Source organism: Streptomyces sp. NPDC044033 (assembly GCF_056434425.1).
In genome coordinates, this window is record NZ_JBWKFF010000001.1 from 752,997 (window position 1) to 778,367 (window position 25,371).

A 25,371-nucleotide genomic window follows, 5' to 3' on the forward strand; every position below is an offset into this window, starting at 1 on the left:
CGACTGGTGAATCCAGAGTGACGACGCGATGGCTTGAAGGCGACCAAGGCCCTGGCGGACGGCGTGGAGCGGACCATTCCGCGGACTATGCGGAATGCATTGCCCCGCTGTAGTCGATGTTCATGACATTCATGAGAGTGAACCCTGTGCGGGTACGTGAGCGCCGCTCCCCCCGGCCCCGTCGATCTGGCTGATTCCGTACGGTCGGTCAGTGGCTGTGACGGAACGTCAGGCCGGCTCAGCGGCCCGCGGCCAGCTGCACCGTGCGGACGATCACCAGGACCGCCGCCACGAGCAGATACGTGCGCAGCGCCGTCAGGCCGACGCGGCGGCCGGTGGACATCCTGGGCCGGGGCAGCGCGGCGAGCGGCGGCATGCGCCAGCCGGCCCGGCCCGTACGGTCGACGGGGCGCCCGCCGCGCGCCCACCCCTTGCGCACCCGGCGCACCTCCGCGTACCCGACGGCCAGCAGCCCCGCGCACCCGCAGGCCGCCGCGGCGGCGAGGATCGCGGCCGTCCCGAGGGCGGGGAAGAGCACCGAGGCGGTCAGGATCAGGGAGAGGGCGACCAGGACCGCGACCACCAGGCAGGCGACGGCGTTGGTCCAGCGGCCGTTGACCCAGGGGCCGAGCACGGACCGGTCGTTGCAGAGCAGCAGCAGGAAGACCGTGGCCGCCGGCAGCAGCACTCCGGCCAGCGCCTGTACGCCCTCGGTGAGCAGGCCGAGCGGTGCGCCGGGGACGAGTACGGTCCCGGCGGCGGCCAGCACGAGCCCGGCGAAGACGGCGTAGAAGACGCCCGCGCCCCGTACGCCCCGGTGCAGGGAGTGCCGGAACCCCAGGACGTCGCCGAGCGCGTACGCGCTGGACAGCGATACCGCGGCGGCGCCGATGACCGAGGCGTCCAGCAGCGCGATGGCGAACAGCACGCCCGCCAGCCGGCCCGCGCGGTCCTCGATGCCGTGGGCGATCCCGGCGGCGTCGGTGAAGTGCCCGGCCCCGGCGGTCCCGGCGAAGGCCGCCGCGCCGATCCCCGTCAGGGCGGCGGCGCCGATGATCACGAGGGCGATGCCGAGGGCCAGGTCGGCCCGCGCGTACCGCAGGAAGCGCGGTGTGACGCGCTTGTCGGCCACATAGGACTGCTGGAAGAAGAGCTGCCAGGGCGCGACGGTGGTGCCGACGACCGCGACGATCAGCAGCATGACGTCGGAGAGCGGCGAGCCGTGCGGCAGGCCCGGTACGACGAAGTCGTGGGCGGCGCGCGAGGTGGCCGGGTGGGTGAGGAAGTAGACCGGTACGAGCAGCAGCGAGCCCAGGCACAGCACGATCGCGGCCCGTTCGAAGCGGCGGAACGAGCCGGTGGCGGCGACGGCGATCACCACGGCCGCGGCGAGGAGCACGCTCGCGGTCCGGGGGAGCCCCAGGTAGCCGACGGCGAGGGCGACGCCGATGAACTCGGTGACCAGGGTCAGCGCGTTGAGCAGGAAGAGGTCGATGACGGAGAACGCGCCCCAGAACTTCCCGAACCGCTCCAGGATCAGCCGCGCGTGCCCGACCCCGGTCACCGCGCCGAGCCGCAGCGACATCTCCTGGTTCACGTACAGCACGGGTACGAGCAGCAGCAGCGTCCACAGCAGCCGGGTGCCGTGGTCCTGTCCGGCCTGGGCGTATGTGCCAAACGCCCCCGCGTCGTTGTCGGCGGCCATGACGATCAGGCCGGGGCCGACGACGGCGAGCAGCGTCTTGAACTTCGCGGACGGGCCGCGGCGCGGCGCGGTGTCACCGGCCTCGATGGTGCCGAGCGCGCCGCGGATGGCTCCGGGGGGCTCGCGGGTGGCGCCGGGGGCGGCCGGGCGCGCCGGTGCGGTGGTCAGGTCGGTCATGACGGGACTCCAGTGCCCGTTCCTTCCGGGCCCGGGCGGATCACGCCTCGCCGTACGAGGCGTCTCCCGGATCCCGCTGAACGGCTGGAGTGTAGGCATATACTTGCGTATTGACGCAACTACTTGACGGAGTCTTGACGTGGGTTCTGCTTATTTGCGTAGAAACGCAATTAGCGGCAGACTTCGCACGGTACGAACCCGGACCCGGACCATCGGGACCCGGACCCGGCAGACGAACCCGGGCTCGGTCCCTGTCCATACGAGACCGGACCCGGCTCCACAGGAACGACGCGACGGAACGGAGGCAGCCATGGGCGCCGACCCTCCCAGTCCGCGCTGCCTCCTCGGCAGCCGCTGACACGACGGCGCGCCGGACCCCCGCCGCGCCGCGCGGCAGAGCGTTCGCCCGGCCCCAGGCCCGGCCCGCTCTCCCGCACCTTCCCCACCGATTCTTCACCGCACTCTGGGCGGCCCCCCCCCGCCCGTGCCGTCGGCGCGCCTGCCACGCACGGGTAGCGGCGTCATGCCCACTGTGGTTCGGAGGTTCTTGTGATGTCGTTCCGTACGGACCCCACCGCCTCGCGGGAGTCGCCGCAGTCCCGGGTCAAGGGCCGGCTGTCCCGGCTGACCTGGGTGGACGTGGTGGTCGCCGCGGCCGTCCTGGTGCTGCTCTATCTGACGCTGAAGGTCGGCCAGGGCACCACCGTCCGCTTCTCCACCAGCCAGTCGGCGAAGGTCGACACCGACCCCTCGCAGCTCCCCTACGACGCGGCGCGCAGCCTGCTGCGGATGTTCGTCGCGCTCGCCGCGTCGATCGTCTTCACCTTCGTCTACGCCTATGCCGCCGCCCGCAGCCGCCGCCTGGAACGCGTACTGATCCCGGCCCTGGACATCCTCCAGTCGGTGCCGGTGCTCGGCTTCCTCACCGTCGCCGTGTCCGGCTTCATCGCCCTGTTCCCCGGCTCCCTGCTCGGCCTGGAGTGCGCGTCGATCTTCGCGATCTTCACCTCCCAGGCGTGGAACATGACCTTCGGCTTCTACCACTCCCTGACCTCGCTGCCGCGCGAACTCGACGAGCTGTCCCGCTCGTTCCGGTTCACCCGCTGGATGCGCTTCTGGAAGGTGGAGCTGCCCGCCGGGGCCATCGGCCTGGTCTGGAACGGCATGATGAGCTTCGGCGGCGGCTGGTTCTTCCTCGTCGCGTCCGAGGCGATCAGCGTGAACCAGAAGGACTACGCGCTGCCGGGCGTCGGCTCGTACGCGGGCGCCGCCATCGCCGACGGCGACCTCGGCAAGGTCGGCTGGGCGATCCTCACCATGGCCGTCATGGTCATCGGCGTGAACTTCCTCTTCTGGCGGCCGCTCACCGCCTGGGCGGAGAAGTTCAAGAACGAGCAGTCCGAGGCCACCGAGGTGCAGCGCAGCTACGTCCTCGCGTTCCTGCGCCGCTCCAACTGGTCCCAGCTGCTGGGCCGGGCGCTGCGCCCGGCGGCGCGCGCCCTCGGCCGGGCCGGCCGCGTCCTCGGCGTCGACGACCGGCCGCTGGACGTCGACCCCAAGCGGCAGCGCACCGGCGACATCGCCTTCGCCGTCGTCGCGGGCGGCCTGATCCTGTGGGGCCTGATCGACCTCGGCGGCTATCTGCACGAGCGCACCGGGCTGGGCGTGTTCGGCGAACCGCTGCTGCTCGGCCTCGCCACCCTCGCCCGGGTCGTGGTGCTCGTCGCCGTGGCCACCGTCATCTGGGTGCCCATCGGCGTGAAGATCGGCTTCTCGCCCAAGCTGACCCGCATCGCCCAGCCGCTGGTGCAGATCCTCGCCAGCTTCCCCGCCAACTTCCTCTTCCCGCTGGCGGTCTGGTTCTTCCTCAAGACGGGCCTGTCCATCGACCTCGGCGGCATCCTGCTGATGGCGCTCGGCGCGCAGTGGTACATCCTCTTCAACACCATCGCCGGCGCCATGGCCATCCCCAGCGATCTGCGCGAGGCCATGGACGACCTCGGCGTGCACGGCTGGCAGCGCTGGAAGCGGCTGATCCTCCCCGGGGTCTTCCCGGCGTACGTCACCGGCGGCATCACCGCGTCCGGCGGCGCCTGGAACGCCTCCATCGTCTCCGAGGTCGTCACCTTCGGCGGCACCACGCTCACCGCCACCGGCCTCGGCGCGTACATCGCCCAGGCCACGGCCGACGGCGACTTCCCGCATCTGATCGCGGGCGTCGCGGTGATGAGCGTGTACGTGGTCGGGCTCAACCGCCTGGTGTGGCGCAGGCTCTACCGGCTGGCCGATACGCGGTACGCGCTCTGACGCCCGTACGCCCTCCCCCGCAAACTTTCTGAACTTTCCTCCTGGAGCCCCCAAATGGCCCTGAACATCCTCCGGCGCCTGCGCGCCACGCACACGGACAACACCAACCTCGCAGTACCCGCGGGCAAGCTGCCGCGCGCCGCCGACGGGGAAGTGCTGCTCGCCGCCGACGGCCTGACCAAGTCGTACGCGGGCGCCGACCGGGACCTTCCGGTGCTGGCCGGCATCGACCTGGACATCCGGGCCGGCGAGATCGTCGCGCTGCTCGGCAAGTCCGGATCCGGCAAGTCCACCCTGCTGCGCTGCCTGGCCGGGCTCATCCCGGCCAGCTCCGGCGCCGTCACCTACCGCGGCGAGCGGCTGACCGGCGCCAACCCCGGTACGGCCATGGTCTTCCAGACCTTCGCGCTGCTGCCCTGGCTCACCGTTCAGCAGAACGTCGAACTCGGCCTGGAGGCCCGGGGCGTCGCCCCCGACGCCTGTGCCGAGGCCGCCGTGCAGGCCATCGACCTGATCGGCCTCGACGGCTTCGAGTCGGCCTATCCCAAGGAGCTGTCCGGCGGCATGCGCCAGCGTGTCGGCTTCGCCCGCGCGCTGGTCGTCGAGCCGGACGTGCTGATGATGGACGAGCCGTTCTCCGCGCTGGACGTGCTCACCGCCGAGAACCTGCGCGGCGAGCTGATGGAGCTGTGGGAGTCGGGCCAGTTCCCCACCCGGGCGGTGGTGCTGGTGACCCACAACATCGAGGAGGCGGTGCTGATGGCCGACCGCATCGTCGTGCTCGGCTCGCGCCCCGGCACCATCCGCGAGACCTTCGACGTCGGCCTGGACCGCCCGCGCGACCGGCAGTCCGCCGCCTTCGAGGACCTCATCGACCGCGTGTACCGCACGATGACCGGCCGGGCCAAGGAGAGCCGCATCCCCGGCCGAACGGAGGCGGTCGAGATGGAGAAGCGCACCGCCGCCAACACGCCGCTGCCCACGGCCAGCGTGGACGGGCTGTCCGGCCTCGCCGAGATGGTCGCCCACCGCGGCGGGCGCTTCGACCTGCCGGACCTCGCCGACGACCTGGGGCTGGAGATCGACGACCTGCTCCCGCTCGTGGACGCCCTGGAACTCCTGGACTTCGCCACGGTCAGCGAGGACGACCTGCTGCTCACCGGGCGCGGCACCACCTTCGCCGGGGCGGATGTGCAGCAGTCGAAGAAGATCTTCGCCGAGGCGGCCTGGGACGTCCCGCTGGTCCGGCTGATCACCACCAGCCTCCGCCAGAACCCCGAGGGCGCCCTCCGCGCCGGGTTCTTCAGGGACCTGCTCGCCCACCACTACACGAGCGAGCAGGTGGAACAGCAGCTGGAGACGGCCACCGACTGGGGCCGCTACGCGGAGCTGTACTCCTTCGACGCCGACCCGCAGGAGTACCGCCTGGACGAGGGCGGCGGCGCGGTGGACGGGTGACACCGGCTCTGACGGGGCTCACGGGCGCCGCGGCCGTACGTACGGGCGGGTGGCCGTACGTACGGGCGGGCCGCTCGGGTCGGGCTGCCCGGGCCGCTCGGACTACTCCGGGAGCGGCCGCCGGGCGCGTGCGGCGGCGCCGGGGGCGCGGGCCCCGGCCCGTACCGCGCGGGTCCGGGCGGCGGCGGCCGGCGGGCCGGAGGGCTCGGGGTCCTCGAAGGAGGCGGACGCCGCCAGCGCGGCCTCCTCCAGCAGCCCCCGTACGTGCGGGCCTACGGCCCGGTAGTAGATGCGGGTGCCGTCGCGCCGGGACTCGACCAGCCCGGCCGTGCGCAGCTTGGCCAGGTGCTGGGAGACGGCGGCGACGTGCGCGCCCAGCATCTCGGCGAGGCTGCCGACGGGGAGTTCCTGGCGGCTCAGCGCCCACAGCAGCCGGTACCGCGTCGGGTCGGCCACCGCCTTCAGTACCGCGATCGCCCGGTCGGCCGCGGCGGAATCCCATGCCTCAACTTGCGCTCCCATGCAAGTATCGTAACCGGCTGCCGGTGCGGAACGGGGCGGCCCAGAAACGATCATGGGCGGACGCGGGTGGGCGACGGGGTCCCGCCGTTCGGGGGTGTACGGACAGGACCCCGTCCATTCGGCTCCGAGCGACGGGGGCGTGGGGCGGGTCCGTGGCTCGGAGCGGCTGGGCGTGGAGCTCCGGTGAAGGAACTCTCTGAAGTCAAAGAGGGGTACGGCGACTTGTGGGTTCCGTCGGGTCTCGCTTTTTAGGTGAGGAAAGCATTTGTCCGAGCGGCCCGCGTGATCGCGTATGCGGCGGTGCCGTGGTCCGGGGAGAGCCGGTGGGTCCGGCCGTTCGGGGCGCGGCGGGGGCGGGGGGAGCGCTCAAGCCCGTCAAGCGTCCTGGTCTCCGGCGGGCGGTGAGACCTCGAACCAGACGGTCCGGCCGTCGCCGTCGCCGTCCGTGCCCCAGCGGTCGGCGATGGCGTCGACCAGGCCGAGCCCCCGGCCCCGCTCGCCGCAGCCGGACCGGACGTGCGGAACCTTGTGGCCCCCCTGGTCGAGCACGGAGATCCGCAGCGCGGACCGGGTCGGCCGCAGCCGCACGGTGAAGGTGCCGTGGCGGTCGCCGGAGCGCGAATGGACGACGGCGTTGCCGGCGAGCTCGCTGACGAGGAGCACGACATCGTCGATGAGCGGCTCGTACCCGCTGTCGCGCAGGTGCTGGGTGATGAACCGGCGGGCGGCGCCCACGCACTGGAGCTCTCCGGGGAAGTCCCGATGCGAGGCGGTGAGGGCGGAGGGGGCGACCGGGGCCGGAGGGGCGTGTGGGGCGGCGAGGGTGGTGGGGACGTCTGGGGCGGAAGGCGTGGGCGGCGCGTGCGGGGAGGCGGTGGCGGGACGCGCTGGGTACGGCGAAGAGGAGGGGGGCGGCGTGGTGATCATCATGAGGTCTCCGTGCTGGGTGCGACGCGTACGGCCGTCGAACCGCCCGGCGGCGTCCAGCCGTTGGAAGCTCCCGCCCAGCTGTTGAGAGCGGACGCGGATGGGGACGTGGATGCTGAGGCCGGCGATGGTGCGGTGGCGGGCGCTGGTGGTGTGCGACGCCACGGGCCGTACGCCCGGCCGGCGGTCCGGCGCCGGGCTTTCCGCCCCTCCGCGCGCGACCGCTCCGTCCCGCTGATTGCGCAGGGTGAGATGCCATCAACTCACGGTAGCTCAGGAGGCATTGGTAAAACTGGGTTTTCCGATTGAGCTTGACAGAAAGGGGTGGCTACGGAGCGTGATTGACGGGGTGATCGCGGGGGTGTGGTCGAGCGCCGGGGCCGGGCGGCGCGGCCCCGCGGTGCCCCGGCGGTGGGGAAAGTGCGCGTCCAGGGGCTGTTGCCGCTGCATACGTGGGGTCTCGGACGGTACAGGTGGCCCATTGCGGGGCATGATGAGAGCAGAGCACTTTGGGGCCACCCCGGACCTCGGTGGCAATGCGCGCTTCAACGATCTGTTACGTGCGGGTAATCACCGGAGCCACCGGGGGAAGGTTATGGGTGTCGGAGAGACGACTTTTCTTCTGCGGGACCGCCTTGTGGGCGGGACGCTGGTCATTGAGTTGTACGGAGAGTTGGACATCTGGTCGACCGTGACCCTGACCGGTCACGTGGAGTCACTGCTGGACCAGCCTCGCCCGGACGTCGTGGTGGATCTGCGCGCCGTCACCTTCCTGGACGCCGGCGGCCTGCGCCTGCTGCTGCGCATCAGGAGCCGAGTAGCCGCCAGGGAAGGGGAGCTGCGGCTTGTGCGGCCCCCTCCGAAGGTCTGGCGGGTTCTGCGCCTCACCCACCTGGACCGTTCGTTCGCCGTGCTGGACGGCCTGCCGGCGGCGCTGGAGAAGTCCGCCGGGCACGAGGACGGACATGGGGTGTCGGCGTAGCCCGTCAGCGGGACGGGGGCTGGGCCGGGATGGGGGCGCCGTGCTCGGCGCCCCTCACTCCGCCCTCATGGTGCTGTTGACGCGCTCCGAGTCGTGGTGCTGTTCACGCGCTCCGTGTCGTGGTGCTCGCGGTGATTGCTGATCTTCTCGCCGCGGGCTCTCCGGCGCCGAGCCGGGAAAGCGGCCTTCCCCGGACGCTTGGGGACCACGGGGGAGGCCCCCATCCCCCGGGGAAGACCGCTGGCATGCGGCCTCGGAGCCGACTCGCGCGACCGAATTCGCGATGCCGGGACCGGGCACTGTCACCCTAGGGCGACAGTCCGAACGCGAACAGTCAAGCTTCGGCCATGTATTGAACACGGGGCTGGAATGCTGCGTTTACCGGGCCCACGCGGCCCATGGCGTCGGCGCGGGGCGCGATCACGGGCCGCCGACGTGCGACACCCCGCGCTCGCCCACGCGTTCCTGTACGTCGTCCAGCAAGTCGCGGAGCAGGACGGCGAGTTCGTCGCGGCGCGCCTCGGGAATCCCGGAGAGCAGCGTGGCCTCGCGCGTCAGGACCCGGTCGACCGTCCGCTCGACGAGGTCGTGCCCGGCCGGGGTGAGCTCGACCAGTACGGCGCGGGTGCGGCCGCCCGCGCCGCGGCGGGTCACCAGCCCCTCCTGCTCGGCCCGGGTCAGGCGCTGCGAGATCGCCCCCGCGGTGACCAGTGACTGGGTGGCCAGCTCGCGGGTGCTGAGGGTGTACGGGGGGCCGCTGCGCCGCAGGACGCTGAGCAGGTCGAGCGTGGCGCTGTCGATGCCCGCGGCGGCCAGGACGCGGCGGCGGTCGTCGCCGAAGAGCTTGGCCAGCTGCCAGATGCGGGTGACGACGCCGATGGCGGCGACCGGTGTGCCGGGCCGCTCCCGTTGCCACGCGGCGGCGATCTCGTCGACCTGGTCGCGGGCGGCCTGACCGGATCCGGCCACGGATCCGGTCTCGGGTCCGACCTTGGCGTCGGCCTCGGCGTCGGTCTCAGAGCCGGACTCGGGGCCGGTCTCGGCGTCGGTTTTAGTGCCGGTCTCGGGGCCGGTTTCGGGGCCGGCCTGATCGGTGCGGTCGGCGTTCTCGGGCGGCTGGGCCGGCTGTTCTCCCCGGTGCATGCGAGTCCTCCAGCGAGCGTGTACATTTAGAGCTAAATTAAGCACTAAACGAGCGGGTGCGGCTTCAGTATGCCACGCCCGGCGATCCGCCCGCCCTGGCTGCGGGGACGTACGGACACAGGCAGGCAAGGGGGACGACCATGACCGTACCGACGGACCAGGCGACCGGGGCCGGGCCCGGCGAGGACGCCTCGGCTCCCCGCGCCACCCGCCGTGCGTGGGCGGGGCTCGGCGTCGTACTCCTCGCGATGTTCATGAGCCAGATCGACATGTTCATCGTGAACGTGGCGGCCCCCGCCATCCAGTCCGGCCTCGGCGCCGGATTCGGGCAGACCCAGTTCATCATCGACGGCTACGTCATCGCCTACGCCGCCGGCATGGTCACCGGCGGCCGGCTCGGGGACCGGGTCGGGCGCAAGAAGGTGTTCCAGTACGGCGTCGCGGCGTTCACCGCGGCCTCCCTGCTCTGCGCCCTCGCTCCCACCCCCGACGCGCTGATCGCGGCCAGGGTCCTCCAGGGGCTGGCGGCGGCGCTCATGACGCCGCAGGTGCTGTCGATCATCCGGGCGCGGTTCACGGCCGAGCGGGACCGGGCCCGGGCGATCGGCGCGTACGGAGCCGCCATCGGCCTCGGCGTCATCGCCGGACTCGTCGGCGGCGGGCTCCTCCTCGACCTCGATGCGGCCGGCCTCGGGTGGCGCATGATCTTCCTGATCAACGTGCCGATCGGGGTCGCCATCCTCGCCGCCGCCGTGCCCGCCCTGGCCGAGAGCCGCAGCGCCGAACGGCCGCGCCTGGACCTGGTCGGGGTGGTGCTGACCGCGCTGATCCTGCCGCTCGTGCTCGTACCGCTCGTCGTGGGCCCGGACGCGGGCGGGCCGTGGTGGACGTGGCTGAGCGCGGCCCTCGGCGTCCTGCTGACGGCGGTCCTCCTGCGCTGGGAGCGGCGGCTGGAGAACACCGGCGCCGAACCGCTGCTGCCGCGCCGCCTGCTCCGCGCCCCCGGGTTCCCCATCAGCATGGCGACGGTGGCCGTCTTCTTCGCCGGCAACGCCGGGCTGTTCCTGGTGCTGACCTACCACCTCCAGTCCGGCCTCGGGCTCTCGGCGATGCGGGCGAGCCTGGTCTTCGTACCGCTCGGGCTGGGGTTCATCGTGGCGTCCACCGCCTGCCGCAGGCTCGCGGCCCGCTTCGGGATCAAGGTCTCGGTGGCAGGCGGCACCATCATGGCCGCCGCCCTGTGCGCCGTACCCGCCGTGACCTCCGAACCCCCGTACGTACAGGGCTGGTTGCTCGGCGCGCTCATGGGCGCCTCCGGCCTGGGGCAGGGGCTGGTCGTGGCGCCGCTGATCGATACGGTGCTGGCACGGGTGCACCCGGACGACGCCGGTGCGGGCTCCGGGGTGCTCAACACCGTGACCCAGGCCGGGATGGCGCTGGGCGTCGCCGCGGTCGGCGCCCTGTACCGCGCGGTGCTGGGCGCCAACCCGGAGAACCCCGCCGAGCCCGTCCCCGCCGCGGGCTTCGCCCACTCCTTCGACACGACCGCTCTGACCCTGGCCGCCCTCGCCCTCACCGCCGCTTGCTTGTGCGCCCGCCTGGGCTCCATGGGCAAGGGCGGTACGGGCGGTACGGGCGGTACGAACCGGCTGCCGTCTCCGTCTCCGTGACGCGCGCAGCGGTTCAGGGTGGCACGCTGCGGCTGCGGCTTCAGACGAACAGGAACGCGCCCGTCGTGGCCGTCCGCCGCCGGGCGACCGGCCGCTACTAGCGCGCGCCGCCCGTCCCGGCGATCGCCTCCGCGACGGCCAGAATCCGGCGGGCGTCCTCGACATGCAGGTTTTCGATCATCCGGCCGTCCACGGTGGCGACGCCCCGGCCGTCGCGGGCGGCCTCCTCGAAGGCGGCGATGACCCGCCGCGCGTGGTCGGCCTGAGCGTCGGACGGTGCGAAGACGTGGTTGCAGGGGTCGATTTGGGAGGGGTGGATGAGGGTCTTCCCGTCGAAGCCGAACTGCCGCCCCTGTACGCACTCCGCCTCGAACCCTTCGAGGTCGCGCACGTCGTTGTAGACCCCGTCCAGGATCGCCCTGCCGGTGTCGCGGGCCGCCAGGAGGGCCAGCGAGAGGGCGGCCAGCAGGGGCGCCCGGCCGGGTACGTGCTCGGCGTGCAGCTCCTTCGCCAGGTCGTTGGTGCCCAGGACCAGCACCGTGAGCCGTTCGCCGGCGGCGGCCACCGTCCGGGCGTCCAGCATGGCGCGGGGGGTTTCGAGCATGGCCCAGACGGCGGTGCGGTCCGGGGCGCCGGCCGCTTCGAGGGAGCGTTCGACGGCCCGTACGGTCTCGGCCGAGTCCACCTTGGGGACGACGACGGCGTCCGGGCCGGCCGCGGCGGCGGCCCGCAGGTCGTCGGCGTGCCAGGGGGTGCCGGGCCCGTTGACGCGGATCGCCACCTCGCGGCGGCCGTATCCCCGCGAGGCAGCGGCGGCGGCGACCCGCTCGCGCGCCGCGGCCTTCGCGTCCGGGGCGACGGCGTCCTCCAGATCGAGGATGAGGGCGTCGGCGGGGAGGGACTTCGCCTTCTCCAGGGCGCGTTCGTTGGCCCCCGGCATGTAGAGGACGGAGCGGCGGGGGCGCGGGTTCGGGTCGGACACGGGGTCACTCCTGGTTCATCGATGGTTCGGCGTTCTGCTGGGGCTCGGCCGCCGCGTGGGCGTCGCGCGGCCCGGGGGCGTGGCCACGTCCCGCATCTTGCCCTCGATCATCGCGGAGCCGCTGCCGCCCCCCTCGCGCCCCCTCGCGTCCCCTCGCCGCGATGTCCCGTGCCCGAACCGCGCCGCCTGGGCTCCCCGCCCTCGGTCCGGCCGGGATCGCCTCGATGCCGGCCGGACCGAGGGCGCGATCGCCTCGATGCCGGCGCCGCGGCGTGGGGCGAGCCGGTTCAGTTCCGCGGTAGTTGTACCGGCCGGTCACTTTATGGAGATGTCAAACATCTCTATTGGTTTCGCAATGAGACAGGCAATACGGCGGGCTGCCGCCCGGCGCGGCCATGCGATTCGCTTCCCGCAGCTCATCCGGGCTTTGCGTCCCATTTGTTGAGGAACTTTTGAGCCTTATCGCGTTTACCGGTGCATCGTTGCCGGGCGGATGCATCCATATGGGCGGCGGGCATTCAGTTTGTGTGGAGTAAGGGGTTCGTTAAGGGCTCCGTGCCTGTTGACAGCCCTGAACCGGCAGTCCTACGGTTGCGAACGCCTGATCAACCAGCAGGCAAGTGCGGCGAGTTCACCGTATTGCGCCGGAGCTTTCTGGTCGCTGGTGTCCTATTTCCCCGTTGCGCACTACTCTCGTTTCCCACGACAGGAGAGCTGATATGCCTACCGCCCTGATGGAAGAATTCGACCTCGACCTCCGTGAGACTGTCACCGAGCAGGAGGCCGACAACGGGGACAACGACCCCAAGGCTGAGACGACCAGCGTCATCACTTTCATCTGCCACTGATTCCGGCGGAACCGGGGCCCGCGGCGAGTCGCCGTGGGCCCCGACCCCTGAGAAGCCAACGGGTGACGGGCTCGCCACGCGATGCGGTGCGGTCGCCGGTCGCCCGTACCGCGTCGGGTGAGGAGCGCACGCAGGTGTCCCAGCAGTTCCGCTACCAGGCCGCCGGGATCGGCATGCTGCGCGCCCCGGTCCACCCGGTGCGGGCTTCCCGTCTCGCCCTGCCTGCCACCGGTCCGGAGGCCGAGCCGGGCGCGGGCGAGGCCGATGACCTGACCACGTCGCTGCGCGAACTGGCGGCCGACCCGTTGGTACGCGAGGCGGTCGAGGTCTCCAGCCCCTCTCTGGCGGGTCTGCTGCGCCGGGTGCTCGACGCGGGGGAGAGTGCGAGCCCCGCCCAACTTCGGCGCGCGGTACGGGCGTTGACCCTGTACCGGTTGCGCATGAGCACCCGTGCCACGCCGTTCGGGCTGATGGCCGGCGTCGCCCCGGCGCGCTTCGCCGGTCCGGACGAGGAGCCGGCGGTGCGCTTCGGCGCCGCGCACCGCCGCGCGGTACGCCCCGACCGCGAGTGGCTGACCGGCCTCGTCGCCTCCTGGGAGCGCCGCCCCGGCGTGCTGCGTGGACTGGAAGTGGTGGCCAACGCGCTCTGCCGGGTGCGCGGCGGGCGCTTGGTGCTGCCGTACGTACCGCAGTCCGCCGAGACTCCCGAGCCCCCCGAGTCCGGCGGCGGTCCCGGCGGTCCCGGCGGTTCCGGCGGTGGCGCCCGTACCGTCCAGGACGTGAGCGTGCGCCACACCTCCGTGGTCGCGGCCGTCCTGGAACTGGCCCGCCGTCCGGTGCTCGGGTCGGAACTGGCCCAAGGGCTGCTGGAGCGGTTCCCCGGCGCTACCGCGCAGGCGGTGGACGGCGTGCTGGTGCAACTGGTCGGCAAGGAGATCCTGTTGACGCGGGCGCGGCCCCCGCTGGAGGAGGTCGACCCGCTCGGATACGTCCTGCGCGCCTGCGCCGGGGTGCCTCCCCAGGAGCTGCCGGAGCGCGCAGCGCTCAAGGACGTACAAGAGGGGCTGGAGCGCTACGCCGCGGCTCCGCTCGGGCGCGGCGGACCGGCGCTGGGCGAGGCCACCGCGCGGATGCGGCGGCTGCACGAGGCGCCCGACCCGGTCCACGTCGATCTCGCGCTGGACGCCGAGGCCCGGCTCCCCGCCGCCGTCGCGGACGAGGCCGCCCGCGCCGCGGAACTGCTGTGGCGCCTCGCCCCGCGCACGGCGGGGCCGGAGCATCTGCGCGAGTACCACCGGGCGTTTTTGGAGCGTTACGGCACCGACCGGCTCGTACCGCTGACGGACGTACTCGATCCCGGCGTCGGCCTGGGCGCGCCCGCCGGGTATCTGCGCCCGCCGAGCACGCGCGTCGCGCCGCCCGCCGCGCCGGACCAGGAGCGCGACCGCGCCCTGGCGGCGCTGGCCCAGCAGGCGGTGCTGACGGGCGACGGCGAAGTGGTGCTCGACGAGGACCACCCCGTGGTCCGCCTCCTGGCCGACGCTGACGGCCTGCCTCCGGCGTCGCTGGAGCTGGGCGCCCACCTGCTGGCGGCGGATGGGGACGCGCTGGCCGGCGGCGCCTTCCGGCTCGTACTGGCCAATGGCTCCCGGCAGGCCGGGGCGATGCTGGGGCGGTTCGGCTATCTGCTCGGCGACGGGGCCGACGCCGAAGTCGCCGAGCTGGTACGGGAGGAGGCGCCCGGCGGCGCGTTGCGCGCGCAGGTCGCCTTCCGTTCCGGCCGGTCGCGGGTGGGCAACATCGCGCAGGTGCCGCAGTGGCTGGACCGGCTGCTGCCGGTGGGCTGCTTCGCGGACCCCGACGATCCCGGCGTGCTCGACCCGCGCGCGCTGGCCGTACGGGCCGACTCCGAGCGCCTCCAGCTGGTCGAGGCGTCCACCGGCCGCCCGGTGGAGCCCGCGGTCTTCCACATGCTCAACCAGCGGTGGGACCTGCCCAACGCGGCGCGCTTCGTGTGCGAGGTCACCGCGAGCGGGCGGCGGCGCTGGCAGATGTGGCAGTGGGGCGGCGCCGAGATCCTGCCCCACCTGCCGAGGGTCCGTTACGGGCGTACGGTCCTCAGCCCGGCGCGCTGGCGACCGGACGCGGAACTGCGCGATTCCGGCGTGCCGTTCGACCGGTGGTGGGAGACCTTCCGCCGCTGGCAGCGGCAGTGGCGCGTCCCCGACCGGGTGCGGGTCGGCTGGGCGGACCGCTACGTACAGCTCGATCTGACCCTGCCCGGCCACCCGCGACTGCTGCGGCACGAGCTGCTCCGCTCCGACCAGGCGGAGCTGCGCGAGGCTCCCGCCGGCGCGGCCGGGCTGCCGGACGGCTGGCTGCGGGGGCCGGAGGGCGCGCACCACGCGGAGGTGGTCATTCCGTTGCGAAGGACCGCGCTGCCGGACCGCTCGGATCGTTCGGACCGCTCGGACTGTTCGGGCCGCTCGGACTGTGCGGACCGTTCGGACTGCTCGGATCGTTCGGACCGGGCTTCCCGCCGCCGCCCCGCCCCGGCGCGCCCGCCCGGGACCGCGCACCTGCCGGGAGGGGAGTGGCTCCAGGTCTGCCTCTATGCCCCGGCCCAACTGCATGAGGAGCTGCTGGCCGCCCACCTGCCGCCGTTGCTGGGAGACCTTCCCGCGCAGGTCGACCGCTGGTTCTTCCTGCGCTACAGCGACGCCGGCGGCCCGCATCTGCGGCTGCGCTTCCACGCCGCGCCGGCCGTACTGGCACAGGACCTGCTGCCCCGGCTGCACCGGGCCGCGGCGGCGCTGCACGAGGGCGGCATGGTCGGCCGGGTGGTGTGGGACAGCTACGACCCGGAGCTGGAGCGTTACGGCGGGCCGGAGGCCATGGCCGCCGTGGAGCGGGTCTTCCACGCCGACAGCGTCGCCGTACTGGAACACCTGCGCCGCCGCTACACCCGCCAGGACCCCACGGAGCCGCTGCTGCTCGCGGCGGCGGGCTTCACGGACCTGGCGCGCGCGTTCCACGCGACGGCCGATACGGAGGGGGTCGATGTGGAGGGGGCCGGTACGGAGGGGGAGTGCGGCGGTGCGGCCTGGCTGCTGCGGACGGTGGCCAAGGACGAGGCGTGTCATCAGGCGTTCAGGCGCCGCCGCCGGCAGGCCCTCGCGCTGACCGACCCCGAGGGCGCGGGTCCCGCCACCGACGAGGTGTTGCGCGGGCTGTGGGAACGGCGTGCCGAGGAGACCGCCCGTTACGGGCACCTCCTGCGGGGGCTGGGCGACCGCTGCTGGTCCGAGCCGGACCACGTGCTGAGCTCTCTGCTGCACATGCACCACAACCGGCTGGTGGGCACGGACCGGGAGGCCGAACGCCTCGCGCACGCCGTAGCGCGCGGCGCGGCCCAGGCGCGTACCGACCGCGCGAGGCACACCCGATGACCTCGCCGCTCTCCGGTGCCGAAATCACCTCTGCCGAAATCACCTCAAGGTGCGGCGAGTTGAGGGAGCGGGCCGCCGAGGTGGCGGCCGAACTGGCGGCCCGGCTGGCGGACCCCGAGCACACCGCGGCGACCGCCTCGGCCTGGTCGCCGCTGAGCCTGGACGGCGGACACCCCGGCCTGGCGCTGCTGTTCGCCGAACTCGCCCACCACGAACCGGCGTTGCGGGCCACAGCCCACGCCCACCTGGCCGCCGCGGCGGCCCATCCGCCGAGCCCGGCGGATGCCGCGCTCTACCACGGCGCACCGGCGCTGGCCTTCGCCGCGCACACCGCCCGGCGGGCGCCGCAGGACTACGCGGGCCTGTTCGAGCGGCTGGACCCCGCGCTGGACCGCGCGCTCCGGCGCGCGCTGAAGGGCGAACACGCCCGCTTGTCGCGGGGGCGGGCCGGGGTGCCCTGTTCCCGGTACGACCTGATCCACGGGGTCACCGGGCTGGCCCGGCTGCTGCTGGCCCGGCGGGACACGCACCAGGAGGCGCTGGGCGAGGCGCTGGCCTACCTCGTACGCCTCACCGAGCCGCTGCCCGTGGACGGCGCGTCGGCGCCGGGCTGGTGGTCGCCGTCCGGACCGTCGGGCGAGCCGGACCCGGTCTGCCCCCGGGGGCACGTCAACTTCGGCCTGGCCCACGGCATCAGCGGCCCGCTGGCGGTCCTGTCGACGGCTCTGCGCTCGGGCGTCCATGTGCCCGGGGCCAGGGAGGCGGTGTCCGCCCTGGCCGGGGAGCTGCTCGCCCACCGCACGGCGGAGGGCGGCTGGCCCGCGCTGATCCCCTTGGAGCGGTACGGCACGAGGCCGCTCCCGCCGGGCCGTACCGCCTGGTGCTACGGGACTCCCGGCACGGCGTGCGCGCTCTTCCGGGCGGGTCAGGCACTGAACCGCGCCGATCTGCGCGGGGCGGCGGTGGCGGCCCTCGCGGCCGACCTGGACCGCCCCCGACGGGTGGCGGACAACGCCCTGTGCCACGGACGGGCGGGGTTGCTGCACATCTGCCGCGTCCTGACCGCGGAAAGCGACAGCTCCGGCAGCTCCGGCAGCTCCGGCGGTCCGGGCATCCCCGACAGCCCCGACAGCCCCGACAGCCCCGATGGTCCCGACAGCTCCGACAGCTCCGACAGCTCCGACAGCTCCGACAGCTCCGACAGCCCCGACAGCTCGCGCCTGGCCGCGCACGGTGACGCCCTGGCCGTACGTATCCTCACGGACTACGAGCCCCGGCTCCCGTACGGCTACCGGTTCGAGTCCGGGCAGGAGAACCGGGCGGGGCTGCTGACAGGCGCCGCGGGCATCGCCCTGGCACTCCACGCCTACGCCACCGACGCCCCGCCGGCCGGCGGCTGGGACGCGGCCCTCCTGCTGAGCTGAAGGGCGGAGCGCGCACCCCGCTGATCACTCCGGCTCGGAAGCCTCCTGGAACGCGGTGAGCATCTCCCGGGACCAGGTCAGGCGGCCGTCGCGCAGATCGCTGATGACCCCGTGCAGCCAGCGCTCCTCGGCGCTGAGGACGGCGAGCAGGTATTCGCTCTCGATCAGCGTGACGCGCGGCAGCTCGGGCGCGGTCTCGGTGAAGAGGCGCTCCAGTCCGGCACGCTGTTCGGCGAGGTGGGCGGCGCGCCGTTCCAGGATCGGGGTCACTTCGCCGGGGTTGAGCATGAGCATGTTCGACAGAGCCGCCGGGAAGACGGGGAACTCCGCCTTGGGCACGGCCAGCATCTGCTCCAGCCATTCACGGGTGACGGCCCGGCCCTCGTCGGTGACCTCGTAGACGGTCCGTTCGGGGTACAGCTGGTCGCGCTCGGTCTGGCGGACGGCGATCAGGCCGCCGGCCTGCAACCGCTCGATGGTGCGGTACAGCCCGGCGCGCTGGCCGACGTTGACGACCTGCTCCTTGCCCCACTGCTTGAGCAGTTGCTGGATGCCGTAGGGGTGCAGCGGCCGGTGGTGCAGCAGCGTCAGCACGGTCAGGCCGAGCGGGGAGCTTTTGACGGAGGCGGTCATCCGTCCATCGTAGTGAGCAGAGGACTAGTTGCAATGCAACTAGTAACTCTGCAACTATGAATGAGCGTCCAAGAGCGTCCAAGAGCGTCCAAGAAATGAGCGCCCAAGAAGCGCACCTGACCCATAGGAGGGGTGATGAACGACAACGGCGACCACGGCTCCGGAGTCCGTACGGCACTGGTCATCGGGGGAGGGGTGGCGGGCCCCGTAGCGGCGCTGGCGCTGCGCGAGGCGGGCATCGCGGCGACGGTCTACGAGGCGTACCCCACGGCGGCGGACGGCGTGGGGGCCTGGCTGGGACTGGCGCCGAACGGCCTGGCCGCGCTGGAGACGGTGGGCGCCGCCGCGGCGGTACGGGCCGTCGGCCACCCGGTGCCCGGCGTGGTCATGGAGGACGGCGCGGGCCACCGCCTCACCGGCTTCGGAGGCTTCCCCGAACTGCCGCCCACGCTGACGCTCCCGCGCGACCGGCTGTTCCGGGCGCTGACCGACCACGCGGTGGCGGCGGGCATCGGCTTCGAGTTCGGCAAGCGGCTGGTGGCCGCCGAGGAGACGCCCGGCGGTGTCGTGGCCCGCTTCGCCGACGGGACGTCCGCGACCGCGGACATCCTGATCGGTGCCGACGGCATCCGCTCCACCGTCCGCACCCTGATCGACCCGCTGGCGCCGGCCCCCGAGTACGGCGGCATATTGAGCTTCGGCGGCTACGCGCCGGCGGACTGCGGCGTCGAGGCCGAACCGGGCATGATGCACTTCGCCTTCGGCCGTACGTTCATGGGCTACTGGCGCGCCGCGGACGGGCGGATGATCTGGTTCGCCGGGCTGCCCACGGACACCCCGCCGAGCCAGGCCGAGGTGGCGCGCACCCCCTCCGCCGAGTGGCTGGACCGGCTGCGCGAGCTGTACACCGGCCACGTACCGGGCGAGCGGATGCTGCGCCACGCCGACCCCGCCGACCTGATGGCGGTCGGCCCGATGGAACGCATGCCGTCCGTACCGCACTGGCACCGCGGCCGGATGGTGCTGGTCGGGGACGCGGTGCACGCCCCGTCCTCCAGCTCCGGGCAGGGCGCCTCGCTGGCCGTGGAGAGCGCCGTAGAACTGGCCCGCTGCCTGCGCGACCTGCCCGCGTACGGAGATGCCTTCGCCACGTACGAGACGCTGCGCCGCCCGCGCGTGGAGACGATCGGCGGCAACGCCGCGGCCGTCAACGACATCAAGTCCGGCAAGAACGCCGCCCCGGCCTTCCCCGCCCCCGAGGACATGTTCCGACCGCTCCACTTCCACCGGATCGAGTGGGCGGATGGGCGGAAAGGCGGCCGCGCCCGAGCCTGCCGCCGGCTGATCCGGTGAGGCCCAGGTCACGGACCTGGGCCTCACCCAGAGGGGCGGGTGTCGCGCGAGGGATCGCGGGCAGGAGTGATCCTCATCAACACCAGACGCGCCCGGGCCGAAGAAACCGCACGTCAGAAGGGGGATCGGCAGGTCTGGAACCGCACCCCAATTTGACCGCAAAGCTCCATGGATAGCAGCCTTTCTACTGACCCGCGCACTGAGCGGCCCTGCGTCTTGTGAGCGCGTGAGTCCCTGTGGTGCGTCATGCCCCCGTGCGCGGAATGACCCCTTCAGCAAGGAACCCCATGCCGACTCCCCATGCCCGAGCCGCCGCACGCGCGGACGTCCCCACGGAGGCGGGGCCGGCCGCGGGCGCTGACGACGAGTGCCACCCAGCGTCCGAGCCGCCTCCCGGAGGCCGTAGCCGCACCACCGACATACCGGTGCTCGCTGTCAGCGGCGGGCTGCTCATCGCCTTCGTCCTGTCCGCGCTGATCGCGCCCACGGCCACGGGCGACGCCGTGAACACCGTCTTCACCTTCGCCGCGCGCTGGTTCGGTCCGCTGTGGCAGGTGCTGCTGCTCGCCACGTTCGGCGTCGCGCTGTGGCTGGGCTTCTCCCGGTACGGGAAGGTACGGCTGGGCGGCGCCGGAGCGCGCCCGGAGTACGGCAGGTTCCAGTGGATCGCGATGATCATGTCGACGCTGCTCGCCGGCGGCGGCGTCTTCTTCGCGGCGGGCGAGCCCGTACAGCACTACGTCGAGACGCCCCCCTTCTACGAGGGCGTCAAGAGCGGCACCCAGCAGGCGACCAACGCGGCGCTCTCCCAGAGCTTCGCGCACTGGGGCTTCCTCGCCTGGGCCGTCCTCGGGACCCTCGCGTCGATCGTGATGATCCGGGGCCAGGAGCGCGGCATGCCGCTGCGCCCGCGGACGCTGTTGTACCCGTTCCTCGGCGAGCGCGTCCGGCACTCCCGGCTGGGAGCCGCTGTCGACATCGTCTGCGTCATCGCCGTGGTGGCCGGGACTGTCGGCCCGATCGGCTTCCTCGGCCTCCAGGTCTCGTACGGCCTCTCCAAGGTGTTCGGCATCTCCGGCGGCTACCCCGTACAGCTCGGCGTCATCGTCCTGCTGACCGCCGTCGCCGTGCTGTCCGTATCCAGCGGCATCAACCGCGGCATCCAGTTCTTCAGCAAGGCCAACATCTGGCTCGCCGTCGCCCTGATGGCCGTCTTCCTCGTGCTCGGCTCCGTCGGCTTCGTACTCGACTCCTTCCTCGGCGGGCTCGGCCAGTACGTACGCGACTTCGTGCCGCTCGCCCTCAACCGGGGCGATCACCAGTGGCTCGGCTCCTGGACGGTCTTCTTCTTCGGCTGGTTCCTCGGCTACGGGCCCCTGATGTCCATCTTCGTGGCCCGCATCTCCAAGGGCCGTACGGTGCGCGACCTCGTGGTCTCCACCGCGATCATCCCGCCGCTGGCCACCATGTTCTGGTTCACCGTCTTCGGCGGCACCGGCATCTTCCTCGAACAGCGGAACCCCGGCACCATCTCGGGCCCGCTCAAGTCCGTCGGCATGGACGCCGCCGTCATCTCCATGGCCGAACGGCTCCCGATGGGCGCCGTCGTCGCGGTCGCGCTGCTCCTGCTGACCATCACGTTCGTGGTGACCACCACCGACTCGATGTCGTACAGCATCGCCGCCGCCGGCACGAAGTCCGGCGAACCCACCCGGGCGGTACGCGCCTTCTGGGCCCTCCTCATGGGCGCGGCGGCCGCCGTACTCATCCTCGTGGGCGACGGCGGCATCACCGCGCTCCAGTCCTTCATCGTGGTCACGGCCGTCCCCGTCGGCTTCATCATGCTCCCGACCCTGTGGACCGCCCCGCGCGTGGCCAAGGAGATGGCCAAGGAACAGGGCATCCTCCCGGCCGACCCGCCACCGCCGGGCCCCGCACCGGAAACCCCCGCCGACGAGGCGGAAGCCAAGACCCCGGCCATGAGCGGGCCCCGGGCCTGAGCCGGACCTCCCCGCACCGGTTGGGCCGGTGCGGGGAGCTCCGACCGGATGGCGCGGCCCCGGGCCCCGGCGGCTACTTCGGCAGCTTCTTCGGCAGCTTCTTCGGCGGCTACTTCGGCGGCTACTTCGGCGGGTGGAGCTTGCGGAAGTACGTCCAGCTGGTCTCGTTGGGCTCGCTCCACTCCTCCGGGGCATGGGCGAACTCCGGCTGGTGGTCGGCGATGTAGGCGCGGGTGCGCTCGGGGACCTCGGCGTACGAGCCGAGCTTTCGGCCCCGGCAGTGGAAGGTGAGGCCGCCGGGCGCCTGGCCGTGGGCCATCCACGGGAGCCACGGGGACATCCGGGTCCACGTCATGGTGGCCGGGACACTGGGAGCCGGACCGGCCAAGTCGGCGCGGTCGGCGAAGAACTGGAAGAGCTCCAGGGCCTTGTACGTGTCACCGGCAGAGTGGACGGGGTACTCGGCCACCGGCAGCGGCGAGGGGTAGGCCAGCGGGATCTCCAGGCTGAAGCAGACCTGTCCGCCGAGCTCGGTCGTCGGGATCGGGAAGGGGCGCCACTTCTGGTTCGCCGGGTCGTTCCAGACGTGCACCACCGGCAGGTCCTGCCAGGTCTCCAGGATCTCGCGGGTGGCGGGGTCCAGGTAGAAGGCGGCCTCGCGGGTGAGCAGTTGATAGGCGTCCGAACCGGCTTCGGCGTCCTGGACCAGGCGGGCGACGTTGAGCCCTTCGAAGCCGAAGACGCGCTGGTAGGGCTCGTCGGGGGACCAGGAGTACACGTCCCCGGACCACCAGTACGTAACCTCCTCGCCGTCGAGCGAGGCCCGGGTGCGGGCGAAGGAGCGGAGCAGCTCGGCAGGTGTCGTCATGCGGAGTACTCTGCCGGAGCGTTTCGCGCGGCGCCTGCCCCCGGCTGAAACCGCCTCGGCCGGCACGCCCCGGCTGGAACCGCCTCGGCCGGAAGGCCCCGGCTGAAACCGCCCCGGCTGGAAGCGCCTTGGTCGGCTATCGCGCTCGCTGTCGGTGTGATGCCGTACGTACTGAATTACAGCCGGGCGAAGTTTGTGAGGTCGTCCCCCCGGGGCGATCGCTCTTGCCCAGGCGGCTCCTTCTTCCCAGGACCGGACATGCCGATCCATGTCGTGATTCACGGTCATGTCGTCCTCGCCGGATGAGCCGGCATCAATGAGTACGCCCGGGCAGGTCTTGTCCGGGCGTGAAGTGCCGTCGCGGCACCCCGGCGTGAACCTCCGGCTTGTCGGCGCGGGCGCACAGCGCACAGCGAGTGCTTCGAGGTCGATACCGATACCGAGGCCGAGGCCGATGCCGATGCCGATGCCGTTCGGCACCTCCAGAGCGTTGCCGACCGTTTCGACGCGGTCGAGCCGCGCGGAGCGCCCCTGGCTCGGGGTTGACGAAGAGGCCGCGCCTCCGAATATAGTGAACACCGTTCACGTGAACATCGTTCATTAATCAAGGAGGACAGCCATGGAATCGGACGTGATCATCGTCGGTGCCGGCCCGACCGGCCTGATGCTCGGGTGCGAACTCGCCCTGGCCGGTGTTCGGGCGCGGATCGTGGAGCGCCGCGCGGAGGCTACGCAGAACTCCCGAGCCCTGTCGCTGCACCCACGCAGCATGGAGCTGATGGACATGCGAGGTCTCGCGCCGCGCTTCCTGTCGGCAGGCAAGACCGTGCCGGGCTGGCATTTCGCCAATCTGCCCACCCATCTCGACTTCGGCGCGCTGGACAGCCGGCACGGCTACACGCTGTTCCTGGTCCAGGCGCGTACAGAAGCCCTGCTGGAGGAGCGGGCTCGCGAACTGGGGGTGCGGATCGACCGCGGGCACGAGGTCCTGGGGCTGAGCCAGGACGACACCGGCGTTTCGGTCGACCTCCGGGACAGCGACGGGCAGGCCACCACATCCCGGGCGCGGTACGTCGTCGGGTGCGACGGCGGCCGTAGCGTCGTGCGGCAGGCCGTCGGCATCGGCTTCTCCGGTACGGACGAGACTCTCACCGGCGCCCTCGGCGACTTCGCGGTGGTCGACGCCTCTCCCGAGGCCCTTGAGGCGGCAAAGCGGAGCGGCGTCCTGGTCGTGCCCCTGGAGGCCGGACTCACCCGCTTCGTCTGCATCGACCCCGAGCGCATGCGGACGTCCAGTGGCGAGCCGTTGACGCTGGAGGAGTTCCGGGCCTCCCTGACGCGCGTCTGCGGTCACGACTGCGGCGTAGCCGAGCCGCGGTGGCTCTCACGCTTCGGCAACGCCACCCGCCTGGCCGACCGCTACCGCAGCGGGCGCGTCCTGGTGGCCGGCGACGCCGCTCACATCCATTTCCCGGCAGCCGGGCAGGGGTTGAACACCGGGTTGCAGGACGCCATGAACCTCGGTTGGAAGCTCGCCGCCGAGATCGGCGGCTGGGCCCCCGCCGGACTGCTGGACAGCTACGAAGGCGAACGGCGTCCAGTCGGGCAGGCGGTCGCCGAGAACACCGAGGTCCAGCTGCTCCTCGCCGAACTCACCCTGGTGCCGCGGTACGAGCGCCCTGCGGCGGCTTTGCGCACCCTGATCGACGAGTTGCTCGGCATCCAGGAGGTCAACCGCCTCCTCGCCGGCCGCGTCTCCGCGCTGAGCACCGCGTACGCGTCACCGTCGCAAGACGCCCACCCCTTGGTGGGCCGGCGGATGCCGGACATCAAACTGAGCACGGCGGACTCGGAGGACACCCGCGTGTACGAACTCCTCGCGGCGGGTCACTTCGTTCTGATCGACCTCGCGGGGCGCGACGGTGAGTGGGCGAGGTCGGCCGACGGCTGGTCCGCACGCCTCACCGCGGCGAGCGCGGCGGCGCACGAGGCGGCGAACGGGGACCGCGACGATCTGCGCGGAGTGTCGGAGATCCTGGTACGCCCCGACGGCCACATCGCGTGGGCCACCCGGGCCGTCGACGCGGAAGCCCGGCGGGCCGAGCGCGTCGAGGCGCTGACCGCCTGGGCCGGGAGCCCCGCGCAAGCCGCGTCCGTATGAGCGCAGACCGCGTCAGTCCGCCGGGACTCGCCGTCGACCGCGACCGGTTGGGAGGACCGGGGGCCGACTCCGCTATCCGCGGCGCCAGTTGAGAAGCAGTACGTCGACCGCCGTGTGCAGGGTCGCAGCGGCCACCCCGTCGCGCAGTTGCGTGGAGAGGCCCAGGAGGAAGCCGTGGACCATGGCGGTCACACCGTCGATGTCGGCGTCGGCGTCGAGTTCGCCCGCGGCGACGCCCCGCTCTACGCAGGCCCTGATACGTACCCGGTCCGCCGTTCGCCGTGCCGCGACGGCCGCGCGTACTCCGGCGTGTTCCTCGCCCGGCGCCCGCATCGTGCCGGACAGGGCGATGAGGCAGCCGGTGGGGTGGGACGGGTCGGCCTGCATGTCGATCGAGCCGTGCAGCAGCCCGGCCACGGCCTCTCGCGGGCTGACCGTTCCGTCCTCGATGGCGTCGAAGGCGCCGCCCGGGCCCTTCATGTAGTGGTCGACGACCTGCTTGAACAGCCCCTCTTTTGAGCCGAAGGCTCCGTACAGGCTCGCGGAGGAGAGCCCGGTGGCCGCTCGCAGCTGTGCCAGAGAGGTCGCTTCGTAACCCTGCTCCCAGAACAGCAGCATCGCGGCCTCCAGTACGGCCTCCATGTCGAAGGCGCGGGGGCGGCCGGCGGACGGCATATGGACCTCCTGCATCACACAACGAGCGTTTACGCCCGGGGAACGCTTCCCCCTCCCATATTGGACCAACTACTCCACAAGGGGCCA

18 protein-coding genes are annotated in these 25,371 nt (G+C 72.5%); 10 read left to right on the forward strand and 8 right to left on the reverse strand.

Annotation, left to right across the window (positions count from 1 at the left end; all coding sequences use genetic code 11):
• Positions 1-238: 238 nt before the first annotated feature.
• Entirely contained in the window at positions 239-1,882 is a 1,644-nt protein-coding gene (locus AC07AB_RS03355; RefSeq protein WP_478559199.1) for an NRAMP family divalent metal transporter, read from the reverse strand.
• A gap of 552 nt (positions 1,883-2,434) precedes the next feature.
• On the opposite strand from AC07AB_RS03355, the gene AC07AB_RS03360 reads away from it, so the two are divergent.
• Positions 2,435-4,189 (forward strand): ABC transporter permease, encoded by a 1,755-nt coding sequence (locus tag AC07AB_RS03360; RefSeq protein WP_478559202.1) that lies wholly within the window; start codon positions 2,435-2,437, stop codon positions 4,187-4,189.
• A gap of 54 nt (positions 4,190-4,243) precedes the next feature.
• On the forward strand, positions 4,244-5,647 hold the full coding sequence (locus AC07AB_RS03365; RefSeq protein WP_478559205.1) for an ABC transporter ATP-binding protein: 1,404 nt from the start codon (positions 4,244-4,246) through the stop codon (positions 5,645-5,647).
• Between the two features lie 102 nt (positions 5,648-5,749).
• Here AC07AB_RS03365 and AC07AB_RS03370 read toward each other — a convergent pair whose 3' ends face one another.
• Positions 5,750-6,169 (reverse strand): ArsR/SmtB family transcription factor, encoded by a 420-nt coding sequence (locus AC07AB_RS03370; protein ID WP_478559208.1) that lies wholly within the window; start codon positions 6,167-6,169, stop codon positions 5,750-5,752.
• 375 nt (positions 6,170-6,544) lie between these two features.
• A complete protein-coding gene (locus tag AC07AB_RS03375; protein WP_478559211.1) occupies positions 6,545-7,261 on the reverse strand; it encodes an ATP-binding protein in 717 nt (238 codons plus the stop codon).
• Positions 7,262-7,733: 472 nt separating this feature from the next.
• Between AC07AB_RS03375 and AC07AB_RS03380 the strand changes: the two genes are divergently transcribed.
• Positions 7,734-8,078, forward strand: coding sequence for an STAS domain-containing protein (locus AC07AB_RS03380; protein ID WP_478559214.1), 345 nt, complete (start codon positions 7,734-7,736; stop codon positions 8,076-8,078).
• Positions 8,079-8,498: 420 nt separating this feature from the next.
• On the opposite strand, the gene AC07AB_RS03385 is transcribed toward AC07AB_RS03380, so the two are convergent.
• A complete protein-coding gene (locus tag AC07AB_RS03385) occupies positions 8,499-9,221 on the reverse strand; it encodes a MarR family winged helix-turn-helix transcriptional regulator (protein WP_478559217.1) in 723 nt (240 codons plus the stop codon).
• Between the two features lie 140 nt (positions 9,222-9,361).
• On the opposite strand from AC07AB_RS03385, the gene AC07AB_RS03390 reads away from it, so the two are divergent.
• Positions 9,362-10,891 (forward strand): MFS transporter, encoded by a 1,530-nt coding sequence (locus AC07AB_RS03390; RefSeq protein ID WP_478559220.1) that lies wholly within the window; start codon positions 9,362-9,364, stop codon positions 10,889-10,891.
• Positions 10,892-10,988: 97 nt separating this feature from the next.
• Here AC07AB_RS03390 and AC07AB_RS03395 read toward each other — a convergent pair whose 3' ends face one another.
• The gene (locus tag AC07AB_RS03395; RefSeq protein WP_478559223.1) at positions 10,989-11,873 is read right to left on the reverse strand and encodes an HpcH/HpaI aldolase/citrate lyase family protein; all 885 of its coding nucleotides are present in this window, start codon (positions 11,871-11,873) and stop codon (positions 10,989-10,991) included.
• A 719-nt stretch (positions 11,874-12,592) separates the two neighbouring features.
• Here AC07AB_RS03395 and AC07AB_RS03400 point away from each other — a divergent pair.
• The 3 genes from AC07AB_RS03400 to AC07AB_RS03410 all read left to right on the forward strand — a co-directional run bounded on the left by AC07AB_RS03400 (position 12,593) and on the right by AC07AB_RS03410 (position 17,594).
• Complete coding sequence (locus AC07AB_RS03400; protein ID WP_363128361.1) at positions 12,593-12,721, forward strand: hypothetical protein; 129 nt, start codon at positions 12,593-12,595, stop codon at positions 12,719-12,721.
• Positions 12,722-12,783: 62 nt separating this feature from the next.
• A complete protein-coding gene (locus AC07AB_RS03405) occupies positions 12,784-16,170 on the forward strand; it encodes a lantibiotic dehydratase (RefSeq protein WP_478559226.1) in 3,387 nt (1,128 codons plus the stop codon).
• A 59-nt stretch (positions 16,171-16,229) separates the two neighbouring features.
• The gene (locus AC07AB_RS03410) at positions 16,230-17,594 is read left to right on the forward strand and encodes a lanthionine synthetase C family protein (RefSeq protein WP_478559229.1); all 1,365 of its coding nucleotides are present in this window, start codon (positions 16,230-16,232) and stop codon (positions 17,592-17,594) included.
• A 24-nt stretch (positions 17,595-17,618) separates the two neighbouring features.
• Here the strand turns inward: AC07AB_RS03410 and AC07AB_RS03415 are convergent, their stop codons facing one another.
• Positions 17,619-18,227 carry a PadR family transcriptional regulator gene (locus tag AC07AB_RS03415; RefSeq protein ID WP_478559232.1) on the reverse strand — a complete coding sequence of 203 codons (609 nt, stop codon included), beginning with the start codon at positions 18,225-18,227 and terminating at the stop codon, positions 17,619-17,621.
• Positions 18,228-18,362: 135 nt separating this feature from the next.
• Between AC07AB_RS03415 and AC07AB_RS03420 the strand changes: the two genes are divergently transcribed.
• Together AC07AB_RS03420 and AC07AB_RS03425 are read left to right on the forward strand one after the other, a co-directional pair.
• The gene (locus AC07AB_RS03420) at positions 18,363-19,580 is read left to right on the forward strand and encodes an FAD-dependent monooxygenase (RefSeq protein WP_478559235.1); all 1,218 of its coding nucleotides are present in this window, start codon (positions 18,363-18,365) and stop codon (positions 19,578-19,580) included.
• A gap of 287 nt (positions 19,581-19,867) precedes the next feature.
• On the forward strand, positions 19,868-21,580 hold the full coding sequence (locus AC07AB_RS03425) for a BCCT family transporter (RefSeq protein ID WP_478559238.1): 1,713 nt from the start codon (positions 19,868-19,870) through the stop codon (positions 21,578-21,580).
• 121 nt (positions 21,581-21,701) lie between these two features.
• On the opposite strand, the gene AC07AB_RS03430 is transcribed toward AC07AB_RS03425, so the two are convergent.
• The gene (locus AC07AB_RS03430; protein WP_478559241.1) at positions 21,702-22,448 is read right to left on the reverse strand and encodes a DUF1838 family protein; all 747 of its coding nucleotides are present in this window, start codon (positions 22,446-22,448) and stop codon (positions 21,702-21,704) included.
• Positions 22,449-23,067: 619 nt separating this feature from the next.
• On the opposite strand from AC07AB_RS03430, the gene AC07AB_RS03435 reads away from it, so the two are divergent.
• Positions 23,068-24,609 carry a monooxygenase gene (locus AC07AB_RS03435; RefSeq protein ID WP_478559244.1) on the forward strand — a complete coding sequence of 514 codons (1,542 nt, stop codon included), beginning with the start codon at positions 23,068-23,070 and terminating at the stop codon, positions 24,607-24,609.
• A gap of 72 nt (positions 24,610-24,681) precedes the next feature.
• Here the strand turns inward: AC07AB_RS03435 and AC07AB_RS03440 are convergent, their stop codons facing one another.
• On the reverse strand, positions 24,682-25,284 hold the full coding sequence (locus AC07AB_RS03440; protein WP_478559247.1) for a TetR/AcrR family transcriptional regulator: 603 nt from the start codon (positions 25,282-25,284) through the stop codon (positions 24,682-24,684).
• Positions 25,285-25,371 lie beyond the last annotated feature (87 nt).

What these genes read in the sequence shown, in the direction of transcription:
- AC07AB_RS03400 (WP_363128361.1), top strand. Translation starts at nt 12,593, where the DNA reads ATGCCTACCGCCCTGATGGAAGAATTCGACCTCGACCTCCGTGAGACT.
- AC07AB_RS03365 (WP_478559205.1), top strand. Translation starts at nt 4,244, where the DNA reads ATGGCCCTGAACATCCTCCGGCGCCTGCGCGCCACGCACACGGACAAC.
- AC07AB_RS03425 (WP_478559238.1), top strand. Translation starts at nt 19,868, where the DNA reads ATGCCGACTCCCCATGCCCGAGCCGCCGCACGCGCGGACGTCCCCACG.
- AC07AB_RS03430 (WP_478559241.1), bottom strand. Translation starts at nt 22,448, where the DNA reads ATGACGACACCTGCCGAGCTGCTCCGCTCCTTCGCCCGCACCCGGGCC.
- AC07AB_RS03355 (WP_478559199.1), bottom strand. Translation starts at nt 1,882, where the DNA reads ATGACCGACCTGACCACCGCACCGGCGCGCCCGGCCGCCCCCGGCGCC.
- AC07AB_RS03385 (WP_478559217.1), bottom strand. Translation starts at nt 9,221, where the DNA reads ATGCACCGGGGAGAACAGCCGGCCCAGCCGCCCGAGAACGCCGACCGC.
- AC07AB_RS03415 (WP_478559232.1), bottom strand. Translation starts at nt 18,227, where the DNA reads ATGACCGCCTCCGTCAAAAGCTCCCCGCTCGGCCTGACCGTGCTGACG.
- AC07AB_RS03435 (WP_478559244.1), top strand. Translation starts at nt 23,068, where the DNA reads ATGGAATCGGACGTGATCATCGTCGGTGCCGGCCCGACCGGCCTGATG.
- AC07AB_RS03360 (WP_478559202.1), top strand. Translation starts at nt 2,435, where the DNA reads ATGTCGTTCCGTACGGACCCCACCGCCTCGCGGGAGTCGCCGCAGTCC.
- AC07AB_RS03390 (WP_478559220.1), top strand. Translation starts at nt 9,362, where the DNA reads ATGACCGTACCGACGGACCAGGCGACCGGGGCCGGGCCCGGCGAGGAC.
- AC07AB_RS03370 (WP_478559208.1), bottom strand. Translation starts at nt 6,169, where the DNA reads ATGGGAGCGCAAGTTGAGGCATGGGATTCCGCCGCGGCCGACCGGGCG.
- AC07AB_RS03420 (WP_478559235.1), top strand. Translation starts at nt 18,363, where the DNA reads ATGAACGACAACGGCGACCACGGCTCCGGAGTCCGTACGGCACTGGTC.
- AC07AB_RS03440 (WP_478559247.1), bottom strand. Translation starts at nt 25,284, where the DNA reads ATGCCGTCCGCCGGCCGCCCCCGCGCCTTCGACATGGAGGCCGTACTG.